Below are 12,175 nucleotides of genomic sequence, written 5' to 3' on the forward strand. Positions count from 1 at the left end.
GCCATAAAAATCGCTAATTCTTGCCAAAAATTAGTTCCTTATTGCAATAATCAACGATTTTACACTAATTTTCAAAGCTACCTTCTTCTCGTAAAAGTTATATTCTATCTTTGCGACCGTTAACTATTTAGTCTAGGTCTAAATTAAAATTGAAGTAATTCAATAGTCGACCAGCTGAGGCCATTAACACTACCATCTAACTAAATATTTAAGCTCCTCGTCTGTTTCAGTATATGAGACTACTCTTTACTTTATTGCTGATACTGTCATCAGTTTCGGTAACGCTTGCGCAAAATGCCACCGTTCGTGGTCGCATCACTTCCGACGGAAAAACACCTGTAAGCTTCGCCACCATTCATGTTGCTAAGGGATCTCAGGCTGCGACTACGGATGAAGCCGGTCGTTATGAAATCAAGAATGTTCCTTTTGGTCATCATACGTTAATCGTTTCTTCGCTGGAAATCCACCGCCATGAGTCACGCATTCATGTCCAGAAGTCGGATCAAACGCACCATGTCACCGTAAAACTGAAAGATGCCAACGATCTTCAGGAAGTACAGGTAACCGGAAAGACAGAGAAAAAAGAACTGGAAACACAGGGTTTTGCTGTAAGCATCATCGAAACTAAAGAGGCTTCACTAAGGAACCTGACGACCAACGAGCTCTTAGACAGATCAGTAGGTGTGCGTGTTCGCCAGAATGGCGGTGTGGGTTCACGGGTTGAATATAACCTGAACGGCATGTCGGGTAGTGCAGTAGGTTTGTTTCTGGATGGTATAGAAATCTCGACCTACGGATCTTCCTTCAACCTGAATAACATTCCGCCAGCTATGATTGAGCGAATTGAGGTATACAAAGGTGTACTTCCCTCCCACCTTACCGGTGACTATGTAGGAGGTGCGATCAACGTAGTATTGAAAAAAGACGCTTCTCAAAATAATATCACTGCTGCTGCATCCTACGGATCTTTCAATACTTTCCAATCTGATATATCAGGTATTTACAGAAATAAAAACACAGGTTTGACTGCGAGGGCTTCCGGTTTTTACACTAAAACTGACAATAGCTACGAGACATGGGGCAAGTTCTCCAAATTTGTACATCCTGACCGGACATTGGAGCGCTACTACAGAGCAAAAAGATTCAATAATGATTACAGAACAGTGGGGGGCCGGTTTGAAGTAGGTTACACCAATGTAAAATGGGCGGATCAGTTCTTCCTGGGTTATAATATTTCAGATACTTACCAGGAAATACCTCACGGTACAACTATGGCGAGACCCTACGTGGGCCGTGTTGCCGAATACAAGGCGCATGTTGTCAGTCTGAATTACAATAAGAATAACCTCTTGGTGAAAGGGCTCGCGCTCAATGTAAATGCCGTAAGAAGCTACCGCAGCACATTTGTTACAGATACCGTAGGGCAGGTATATAACTGGGATGGCAAACCCCGAATGCTTATCCGAAACGGCGTAGCCATTCCCGTGCCACCTACGCCCGGCATGGGACAACAGGGACCTAAAAGTATTACCGAGGTAAACAGACAAATCACCAACATGCGGTCTAACCTTGCCTATACCATTTTTCCTGGCCACCGAATTTCGGTTAACCATAAACTCGAAACTACCTCCCGGGACGACAGGAATTTGCTGGTACCTGTTGACCGGAATATGGTCACGATCAGCGATATCACAAACAATATTTTCGCGGCCAACTATGAGGCGCAGCTGTTTAACGACAAGCTAAAAACCAATATTTTGGGGAAGCTGACCAATAACAGAACTGTTCAAACGCGGCCTGAGCTGGTTACTGCTGAAGGTATTACTACGGTGAACAGGGTACGCAACACCATGGTAAACCGAAACAAGGGTTACGGCGCAACGGCATCATACAATGTTATTCCAAAATTCTATATCATAGGGTCAACCGAAAACTCTTATGTAGCCGCAACGGAAAGCCAACTATTCGGAGATCCTGAAAACAACATTCTGGAAGCCCCGGATTTGATCCCTGAGAAAAACGTTAACTACAATATCGGTTTCCGTTATGCCTCAAATGGGACAGGCAAACATAAGTTTACAGTATATGCCAATACTTTCTGGAGAAATGGTTTTAACAAAATCACTTTGCGTGCGGTCGAAGATCAGTTGATTCCGGGCAGGGAGAGTGATGCGGATATAGAAGTGACAAAATATGTCAATCTGAATAAAACGCAATCACGCGGATATGAAGCAGAGATTACCTATATATACAACAACAGACTGAACGCCCTTTTCAACTTCTCTAAATTCAATTCTCTTTTCAAACAAGAGACCGATGAAGCAGGCAGACCTCACGATCTCTACAACCTGCAATTGCCCAACGAGCCTTTCTTTACAATGAACGGCAGTGTGCAATACCGCATGAATGATAAGTTTCAGAAAAACTCAATTCTAAATATCTACTACAACACCGGCTACGTGGCCCCATTCCGTACGGTATGGATGGAATCCCCGTGGTTCACTACGCCTACTCAGTTTTATCACGACGTGGGTGCCAGTTACCGGTTCCCAAATGGAAAACTGGTGGCGAGTGTGGATGTAAAAAATATCCTGAACGCGGAAATGTATGACAACTTCGGTGTACAGAAGCCGGGCCGCGCAATCTCTTTTAAACTCAATTATACTTTAAGTAAATTTTTATAAACCTACGTCTAACTATGAAAAGAATATTTTTCAAATCAGCGTTCCTCTGCGCAGCTATTATAGCCGGTACATTAACCAGTTGTAACGACGACAATAATAACCCAAATCCGGGAACAGAAAATCCTGCTGAAGGAAGAGAATTTATCTCTCTTACAGCCTCTGTACCTGATGCTGAGGGAACAGCCGGTAACGGAGGAACCAGGGCCTTTGCCATTACCCACGCACAGGCAATTGACCCTAACTTTACACTCGACATCTATACCAACGGATATCCTTTGAGATCTGCACGTACTGCGCGTGTGCAGGCATCTGAAAATGGAACTGAACTTTATAACATCCAATATACAGGTGAAGATGGTGGCGTGTTCAACAAATACCTGGTGAAAGGTGCAAAAGATTACCAGGATTCAGGAAAAGAACTGGATCTGTTTGACATGATCGGAGCATCTCCACGCTGGGTAAAAGCTGCTGAAGATATCGGAATTGGTGTTCACCTTACCGGAAGTACTACAGTTTCAGAAGGCACTGCGCCAAACCATGTTTTCAAGTATACAAGAGGGGAAGTAAGGATTGCTGAAATTGATCTGGACAATGTACGAGTACCTAACTCCACCAAATTTGATTTTCCTCTTTCAGCTGAGCTGGAAGCTCAGGGCTACTCTGTAGGACGTATTGACGTACCAGTTTTAAATGAAGCCAAAAACAAGATTTACATCGGATGTAATGTAACTAAAATTGACCCGACCAAATTGTCTTACAACGCCACTGGAAACCCTGTATGGGCTAACGACAACGCGAACCGTACGATTGGAACTGCTACACTGGTGGTTGATTATCCATCTTTGTCGAATCCAAAGATGATCTATTCTACTATTTCTAAAATCAACAACCATTCGTACCGTACCATGACACAACACGTTGGATCTGACGGTCATGTGTATCAGGCAACTGCAACAGGTGGAAAAGACATTTTGCGTATCAGCAAAGCGACAAACGACTACGATGCGAGCTACCACTTCGATCTTGACGTTGCTTTGGGTGTGAAGGACAGCCGTATTCAGGCCTGGAGATATATCAAAGACGGCGTTGGTATCGTGTTGTACAACATCGCAGGACAAGGCGGATACATGGCACTTATTGACCTGAATGCAAAAACGGCGACTAAACTGGCAAGCGATTACGAAGCAGGGCTTAATTTCGGTCAATACCAGAACATCGCCATTGACGGAGACAACGTGTATGTACCATTGACTCCGACAGGAGCAGCAGGAAGACTTTACGTGATCAACTGGAAAACAAAAGCTGTGACCAAAGGAGCAACCCTTACAGGAGCAACCGGATCTAGCTATATTGGTTCTTACTAAGAGATTCCTATCCACTTATATTGCAAAAAGGACCGCCGCGAGGTGGTCCTTTTTAGTTTCAGGCTCAATAAAGAAAATGAAAATCCTTATTTTATCTCATCAATTCCTCCGTCGTTGGCATCAAACGGGTGTATGGTATCCTTCTTGGGGACAAAGAGTGCTTTCAGCGAAGACAGGAAGGTTTCCTTTTCGGGCTGTTTCTCACTTGTAGATATGTAGGGCGTAATAGTCTTTTTTCCTATCTGCTTGTGAAAAGGCTGTTTTCTGAGCTTCTTTTCAAAAACTACAATCGAGTCATAAAAGGCAATGCAATTGATATGCTGCGTGATCTCATCGATTCTGATCTGACTTTTATCCATTACATGGTGATCGTAAAGGGAATCTACAAGACTTTTTGATTTTTCAATAAAACTGCCCGGATTTCTCAGACCGCCGTGAAACTGATCCCAATAGGAAGTATGTGTATCTTCCACAAGATAAGCTCCCCCTTCTTTCACCTTCATAAACAGCATCTCGAAAGAAAGAAGCTGCTGTTGCATCGTATGCCCGCCGTCATCAATGATAAAATCTACAATCGGAATCTGGTCTGCTACGTACTGTAGAAACACCTTATCCTCCTGAGAACCTATAAAAATGGTTGTGTTCTCCTCTTCCAGTTTTTTACAGTCGGGGTTGATGTCAATGGCGTAGATATGCACATGCTCACCAAAGTATTTCTTCCAAAGCTGAAGCGACCCGCCATGCGATATCCCAATTTCCAGGATATTGATCACCTTGCCGCGGTAAGAAGCAAAATACTTTTCATATATATCAAAGTAATGATCCCACTTATGAATCAGATTCCCCCGATGATTGTAAAAAATATCCCTGATGCTCTCTGGTTCCATAGTGTATTAGTGGTTAAGATAGTTGGGTAGAGAACAAAGATAGGGTTTGGGGGAAATAATCGGTCGGTGGCGGGTGAAGAATTGTTGATGGGTGGTTACATGAGACGAGGATTAAGGAATACTTATGGGTAGTTGGCGATAATGATTGTGGAACAATCCTGTGGTGAGGCAGGCTGTGGAGCAGGCTTTGTGTCAGTCCTGTGAGGACACAGGCCGCGGAGGAATCAATAATCTCATTACAAAACTACCACATATTAAACGTATATATGATCAGTAGGCATACCGAGCTCTGCACTTTTACAATCCAATAACTATTCCTCAAATGACAAAGATCCCAAAACCCAAATTACAGTGATTACAAACCAGCTGGTAATTTGGTGATACCGACAACAAGCATAATACAGTCGTTGCTTCAGGTCTTTGAGGAAATAGTCCACCGAAGAAAACTTAACAGCATAAATCTGGTAGTATTTATCACTTCATCATTTCAAAGGTTGTAACTATTCTATTCGCTGACATGCTTACAAACAATCTTAAAATTGCTTTCAGAAATATAGGGAAACACAAAGTCGTTTCTTTTATTAATATTTTTGGCCTGGGTGTAGGCATGGCAGCTTGCTTTATCATTCTTCAATTTGTTGTTCATGAGCTCAGTTACGACAGATTTCATGTGAACGGAGATCGAATTTACCAGATACAGGGTTACGATTTCATGGAAGATAATGAATCTGTCTGGACGGAATTTGAGGCTGAACTGGCTCCGCATCTTAAATCCACGGATCCATCAATTGTTAACTATGTGAGGCTAGGTAAGGGATATGACGCGTTAATATCAAATGCGTCAAAACCCGGCGGGCTCCGAAAGAAACAAAGCATTGCATTTGCGGATACATCCTTTTTTTCTGTCTTTACATTTCCGCTCCTGAGAGGAAATCCGGCCACGGCACTTTCCAGACCTATGACCATAGTGATATCTGAGCGCGTTGCAGAGCAGTACTTTGGCGACCAAGATCCCGTTGGTCAGAAGCTGATATATAAGGGAAACGACTTATTTTTTTACGATGAGAAAAAGAAGGATGAGCCTTCTTTTAAAGGACAAACGGAATTACTGGAAGTGTCGGGTGTCATGAAAAATATGGCTTCCAATTCTTCCCTGAAATATGATCTGGTAAGTTCGGTAGCAACTGGACTAAAGCTGGATACCGCATTCTCTTCGCCCAGCTATGAAACTTACCTGATGCTGGGGCCGAAGAAGTTGCCTGAAAATGTACTGAGAAAGTTACCGGCAGCACGTAAATTTTTAAACGGTGACGGTTCATCAGGAGTGTTGTATGGCTTAAATGATAAATTTAGGCTTCGATCCGTGCACACTTTACACAGTGGCGAATTTGGCTCACAGAGTACAACAGTAAAAGTTTTTTTTGGAATTGCAATGGCTGTGCTATTGCTGGCATTGTTTAATTATATCAACCTTACCACGGCAAGGGCTGTTGTGCGAGCCAGGGAAGTAGGGTTACGTAAAACACTTGGCGTCAGCCGGCTTTCTCTGTTCGGGCAGTTTTTTAGTGAATCCATGCTCACTACCGTGCTGGCTTTTTTACTGGCGCTGGTTCTGGCGATAGCGGGCCGGCAATTTTTCAATGAGTTGCTTGGGTTTGAGATCGACACTTCCATCTTAGCAAACGGATACTTTATTTCGGCTGTTATTCTGGTGCTTGTTGGCACAGCGCTGCTTGCCGGAATTTATCCCTCATTTGTCCTTGCCGGCTTTTCTCCTGCCAGGGTTTTAAGGGGCAACCTGGTTTCTGATAGTAAGGGATTGCTTACCCGGCGTGCATTCATCATTATTCAGTTCGCTATTTCCACCTCACTCATATTAGGCAGCGTGGTTGTTAGCAAACAGGTTACGCACATGAAGAACAGAAATCCGGGCTATAACAAGGAGCAGCTCGTTAACATTGATCTGAAGGGAAGCATATCCAGAAAAAGCAGGATTATAAAACAGGAATTAAAAAACCGCTATGGGTTTGATAATGTAAGTACATCTCAAAATCCTCTGCTGCTTTATTTCAGTGGAATTTCTCATTACAACCCCGTTAAAAAAACGCAGACGATGATATTTACAAATAGGGTGGATGAGGATTTTATTGAAAATGTGGGCATGAAGATGCTGGTGCCCATAAACCGAAACGTACCGTCGGTTAATGGACTTTACAATGTTGTGAATGAAACCATTGTTAAAGAACTGGGTTTTACGAAAGAAAACGCAGTGGGACAAACTCTGTATTCCAGTGAGAATATTCCTATGGGTAAAATAGCAGGTGTAGTGAAAAATTATGATTCCGGCGGCCCCAAGCGAAGGTCGGGAGCTTTCTTGTTTCAGGTTCATGACGGAAAAGAATTAAAAGATGTTATGTCATCCCTGCAGGTTCGATTAAATCCCAGGGATAACAAACACGAAAAAATAACTCAGCTCGAAAAGGTGTACAAACAATATGAATCTGAGCAGACTTTCACTTATTCATTTGCGGATGATGACTTTAATAGCATGTTTAGTGATGATCTGCGCACGTCGAAGCTAATAACAGTTTTTATGGCAATTGGTGTTTTCATCGCTTGTCTTGGCTTGTTTGGTCTGGTCACTTTTATTACCCAGACACGCATGAAGGAGATCGGCGTACGCAAAGTTTTGGGAGCGAGTGCATTCAGCATTGTAGGTATGTTGTCTTTTGAATTCGCAAGGCTGGTTCTTATCGCAATAGTAATCGGGCTCGGCCTGTCCTATTTTGCAGCTGACCGATGGTTACAGGACTTCGCTCATCGCACCGAAATCAGTTGGGCTATATATCTCGGAGTGGGGGTAATTTCTGTTTGTATAGCATTGCTTACGGTGAGTATTCAAAGTATGAAGGCAGCCATGAGAAATCCGGTTGAATCTCTGAAGAATGATTAACGTAATACAGAATAGAATGCTAGCCATCGTGTATTATTTAGACCCGACAACCAGGAATGAATTGATAGTACCAATCTGACAAGCTCAAAGTACGTAAAATTGATCATGAGCCTCCAGAGGCATTTTTTTATTGATGAGCCGGGAAAATACAATCATGTGACTACCCTACATCAAAAGCTCTACTTCTCGCAAGTAGTACAGAAAGCAGCTATCCGGGCAGACTTTAACCGCTCAAATCAGTGGCTTACACAAAAGCATCGAAGCCATCTCTCGCCAATCCCAAGTGAAGCACCACCATCATTTCGACCTGCGCACTAAGGGTTTTATTGTTTCAGCGGCGATCCTATTAATCGTAGCTGCTATTAGTGTCGGTCTTGCTGTCACAAACAGTGGTGAAAACAAGCGGTTGCATGCAATGGATGTTAAATACCGGATGATCCGACAGGTGTATCCGCAAATAGCAGCTTGGAGCGATAGTAGCTATTATCTGAACCCGGAATTTGCAGAGCGAGAGACTGTAAAACTGGAAGCACAGGAATTGGTAGTCAAGGATGCGGAGGTACTTTTAAAACAAAAACAGCGAGAGGCAAAAGAAGCAGAAAATATCCTCAAAAAGCTCAAAAAGGACTGATTTGGATCTTTGCTGCTCAATATGGCTCTTTTCGGATCTAAATGGACCTGTTGGGCAGCAAAAGTTTACGAAAGTTCGTATTTGGTGGGAAAAGTTAACTTTGGGTAAGAATAAGACGGATTCATTTTGGACGTATTTATGATCTAAATAAGATGAGGTCACATAGAACCATACATATTAAACAATATTTCTCAAAAGTTCCAATAAACTGTTGGCTGTATTATTAAGCCCAACTTTCTTGAAGTTATCTAGTACCTGAAATGCAGTCAAGGGTGGATTTTTCAGATATGACACCTGCTTTAGAAAAGCTTTCAGCGAAGTCTCTGGATTTAAACCTATAATATTATTTATAAACTCATCCGGATGCTGCGCTTCCATACTGAATTGGGCAAGACATTCCTTTGGGAAGTCTTTGAGATTTGCAGTAACTATTAAGTCCGCTTTGCAACGTATAGCTGCAGCGAGAATATGCCGGTCATCTTCATCTGGCAGCTTTATTGATTTAATAAGCGTAGTATAATTCGAAACCTTCGCATCAGGAAACGCTCTGCTCATAGCATCAACGGTGCGTTGCAACTGACCACTTGATAGTTCAGGTCTGTTTTTGAGAAGATTTCGGGTCCACTCATCGTGAATCTGATCTGTCCATTTGGGCAAAAACAGACCTTCTGCTGCGAAGTTTAATAATAAATCTCTGATTGGTGCCGGATACAAAACACATGCGTCAAGTATAGCAACAAACCGGGATGAAGAAATCATTCGTAGCCCATATTTAAGTCCTGAGCTTGCTTAGCTAAAAATTCCAAATTGGTGTTTCGTACTTGCTTTTGCTCCGTTTCATAGGCTAGCAACGCTTCTAACGGAATTCTTCTATGGGTGCCAACCTTTTTAAATGGAATTACACCTGTTTCAAGTAACTTAACTACATAGGGCCTGGACACATTCAGCATATCAGCCGCCTGTTGAGTACTTAATTCAGATTCGGATGGGATCAGAGATATAGTTTTACCCTCTGCCATACTGGATAAAATCTGTGAAAGAAACTTAAGTGCTCTGCGAGGAATAGTAAAGATCTCGCTGTTTTCTTCTATCCGAATATGAACAGTGTCTGACTTTCGGCTATCTACCGCCGCAGAAAAGTTATAAACTGACTCGCCTGCCATCTTTTGTTCCCGGCGTGATGGCTTGGTTAATACTGTTTCCATCTTAATCTCGTTTTTTATTTAAAGATACTAAACGAAATAAACGAAACGAAATTTATAGTAATTTTATTCGTTTGAGAAGCATTTCTGAAAAGTACCACTCTCTTCTTACTCTTCCGTATCCTGTGTCTAAAGCATCAGCCTTTTTATTTGCGCCAATGCTACTTTTTTATCTCTCGACCGCCCTACCCTCAGAATATCTATACTTGATAACAGAAGATGAAGTACTTCATCCACCTCTGAAGCATTCGCTACCCCTTTGTGTAAAGGCTCAATAGACAAACCTCTTATTATCCCATTTTCATTTCTCCATACATAATCTTCGGTACCGGTAAATTGGCTTTTATAGACTGGATGTGAATGTGCAGTGGGGGTACCTGTAACGATCTGGCCCGGAATCACCGGAAATACGTAGGATAGCCCAAATTCTATGAAGTCCATTAGATTATGCACTCTAACCTTTTTCTTACTTTCATCAATCAGGCCAGCGATATGGCTACGGCTGAGCGATTCCGATACTTCTGAAATACTGATGCATAGTTTAGCGGATAAATCCCTGTACTGCCAAGCGGAGTCACCCAGACTAACTATTTTAAGCAAGATTACTATGTCCAAAGGACGCATACCATTGTGTGCTCTCATAATATCAAATTACAGACTCCGTTCTTTGTTTGCAAATCGCAAACAAAGAACAAGGTAAAGAAACGCTTTTCACTTCATCCTTTATTTTAGGCAATGAGTAATACGATGGTATTAGGTAATTCGTGCAAGTGACGCTTGCACAAAATTTTAGACCCTATTGGCTGTGACAAGCGGAAGCTGTAGGTTTCCAATATTAGGATGTTGGAATTTCAGACAAGAGTAACTCCCCAAGAGAAAGCATTGTACATGAAATAAGTAGAAATACGCCTGTAGTGCGATCTAGATATCCCTACCTTGGCTGTCAAGGAGCTTCTGAAGAAGATCATTTTTATACTGTTCAGCTTTCAAGAGCCTTTCGTACAAAAGCTTATTCTCTTCCAGAACCTGAAAAAGCTTTTCTACAGGGTTGATGTTGCAATTATGAAAGATACCTATCGTACCGGAGCTTGCATTGGAGCCTTCGTAGTTATTTTGGATATTGAATATTGCAGTTTCTTCATCGAAGTTTTTTATCGCATCTGCAGGCACCTTGAGGATGCCAGCAATTTGATCTAAAATATCCTGTTCTATAGTCTCCTTCTGTTCGAGCAACGATACTTTTTTCTGATTCCAGTCATCACCCAATTCAAAAGCAAGAGCCTCCTGCTTTATTTGCATCATTTCGCGAAAACGCTTTATGTTTCTGCCTTGGTGTATGCTTCTGGTCATATCTGATGATGAGCTCATGCCGTAAATGTAGTGCTAATAGATTGCTTTCAAAGTTCTAAAATAGTCGTTTCTGGCTAAAATTCCCAATATCAGAATTTTTTAGAAATCGGATTTAGCTGAATTTCCAGGATGGTTTATCATAAATGACAGTGTTATGAGATTCATTTCAGAAGATGACACAGACGTCTGTCCGCTTTGGATGTCGCCGCAGGAAATTAGCGATCCGTCCGATTTCATTCGTCAGTTTTGCAGTTTGCACAGCATTGCTGATTGCAGGTTTTTCCTATGGCAGATGTTAAGTAATTCCGTTTCAGCTAAAAACACAGATGCAAACGCATCTGCTGGGGAACAGCTTTATTTTTTTGAAAACCTGATACCTTTTATTGAAGCGGTTTTCTTATGGCAGCAGGCTGAGTCACACGAACATTCAGGCACAAATTCCAAAGACGGCACTTCCCATGAAAGTACCGAACATCTTATTTTAGACGCAAATTCCGAAACAAACACTACCAATGATCCTTCACTTGCCGAACAAAATGGAAAGAGTAGAGACAAGAAAAAGCATAAAAAATTAAAAAAGCATTCAATATGGTACAGGGGAAAGATAAATGACCCCTTCCGGATTATCGACGAATTCTTCGACTACTCCTCGCTAATGAGCTTCAAAGCAAATTTCTATGAAATATTAAAAGTAACCTCAGAGGATTATTTTTATCAAAAAGGTAGCCCAAATGAGGTTTTACACAATCTCGAAAGGTTTGAGTCTATGATCAACGTAGCTTATCTTATGAATGGAGAAGACCTAGCAGCCTGTCGGGCTTGAACATTTGGAAATAATTGGTATCTTAAGGTTATGAAACACTTTGTAGGAGCCAACCGCGGACAAACAACATTTATGCCTTATGATCTAGAAGAATGGTTGCCCCAGGATCATTTGGCCCGATTCACAGTTGAAATTGTCGATAAGCTTGATTTTACCAGGATCTATGCACAATATCGTGGTACTGGCACTGCCGCTTACGACCGTTGGTACTGTCGTGAAAAACAAGATTTGAAATAGAATTTTTTTAATAAATTTGGACTATGAAGGAGTGGCGGTTTTTA

At 41.9% G+C, this 12,175-nt stretch carries 11 protein-coding genes; 6 read left to right on the plus strand and 5 right to left on the minus strand.

All coding sequences use genetic code 11. From position 1 onward, the window contains the following. Positions 1-233 precede the first annotated feature (233 nt). Together DSL64_RS12050 and DSL64_RS12055 are read left to right on the plus strand one after the other, a co-directional pair. Positions 234-2,684, plus strand: coding sequence for a TonB-dependent receptor (locus DSL64_RS12050; RefSeq protein WP_115831139.1), 2,451 nt, complete (start codon positions 234-236; stop codon positions 2,682-2,684). Between the two features lie 14 nt (positions 2,685-2,698). Further along, positions 2,699-4,048: a DUF4374 domain-containing protein gene (locus DSL64_RS12055; RefSeq protein WP_115831140.1), complete on the plus strand. Its 1,350-nt coding sequence runs from the start codon at positions 2,699-2,701 to the stop codon at positions 4,046-4,048. A gap of 86 nt (positions 4,049-4,134) precedes the next feature. Here the strand turns inward: DSL64_RS12055 and DSL64_RS12060 are convergent, their stop codons facing one another. Next, positions 4,135-4,935 (minus strand): class I SAM-dependent methyltransferase, encoded by an 801-nt coding sequence (locus tag DSL64_RS12060; protein ID WP_115831141.1) that lies wholly within the window; start codon positions 4,933-4,935, stop codon positions 4,135-4,137. 517 nt (positions 4,936-5,452) lie between these two features. Here DSL64_RS12060 and DSL64_RS12065 point away from each other — a divergent pair. Both DSL64_RS12065 and DSL64_RS28825 read left to right on the plus strand, forming a co-directional pair. Further along, positions 5,453-7,888, plus strand: coding sequence for an ABC transporter permease (locus DSL64_RS12065; protein WP_115831142.1), 2,436 nt, complete (start codon positions 5,453-5,455; stop codon positions 7,886-7,888). A 283-nt stretch (positions 7,889-8,171) separates the two neighbouring features. Continuing rightward, the gene (locus tag DSL64_RS28825; protein ID WP_147300358.1) at positions 8,172-8,519 is read left to right on the plus strand and encodes a hypothetical protein; all 348 of its coding nucleotides are present in this window, start codon (positions 8,172-8,174) and stop codon (positions 8,517-8,519) included. Positions 8,520-8,696: 177 nt separating this feature from the next. Here DSL64_RS28825 and DSL64_RS12075 read toward each other — a convergent pair whose 3' ends face one another. From DSL64_RS12075 to DSL64_RS12090, 4 genes are all read right to left on the minus strand, one after another. After that, positions 8,697-9,278 (minus strand): PIN domain-containing protein, encoded by a 582-nt coding sequence (locus DSL64_RS12075; RefSeq protein ID WP_115831144.1) that lies wholly within the window; start codon positions 9,276-9,278, stop codon positions 8,697-8,699. After that, complete coding sequence (locus tag DSL64_RS12080) at positions 9,275-9,724, minus strand: helix-turn-helix domain-containing protein (RefSeq protein ID WP_199539381.1); 450 nt, start codon at positions 9,722-9,724, stop codon at positions 9,275-9,277. The genes DSL64_RS12075 and DSL64_RS12080 overlap by 4 nt, the downstream gene beginning before the upstream one ends. 126 nt (positions 9,725-9,850) lie before the next feature. Beyond that, the gene (locus tag DSL64_RS12085; protein ID WP_229217051.1) at positions 9,851-10,363 is read right to left on the minus strand and encodes a helix-turn-helix domain-containing protein; all 513 of its coding nucleotides are present in this window, start codon (positions 10,361-10,363) and stop codon (positions 9,851-9,853) included. 279 nt (positions 10,364-10,642) lie between these two features. Further along, positions 10,643-11,089 (minus strand): helix-turn-helix domain-containing protein, encoded by a 447-nt coding sequence (locus DSL64_RS12090; protein WP_199539382.1) that lies wholly within the window; start codon positions 11,087-11,089, stop codon positions 10,643-10,645. Positions 11,090-11,225: 136 nt separating this feature from the next. Between DSL64_RS12090 and DSL64_RS12095 the strand changes: the two genes are divergently transcribed. Together DSL64_RS12095 and DSL64_RS12100 are read left to right on the plus strand one after the other, a co-directional pair. Beyond that, a complete protein-coding gene (locus DSL64_RS12095) occupies positions 11,226-11,894 on the plus strand; it encodes a hypothetical protein (protein WP_115831145.1) in 669 nt (222 codons plus the stop codon). Between the two features lie 30 nt (positions 11,895-11,924). Further along, positions 11,925-12,131 (plus strand): hypothetical protein, encoded by a 207-nt coding sequence (locus DSL64_RS12100; protein WP_115831146.1) that lies wholly within the window; start codon positions 11,925-11,927, stop codon positions 12,129-12,131. Positions 12,132-12,175 lie beyond the last annotated feature (44 nt).

The sequence above is a fragment of the Dyadobacter luteus genome, assembly GCF_003383615.1.
In the GTDB taxonomy this organism is placed as follows: domain Bacteria; phylum Bacteroidota; class Bacteroidia; order Cytophagales; family Spirosomataceae; genus Dyadobacter; species Dyadobacter luteus.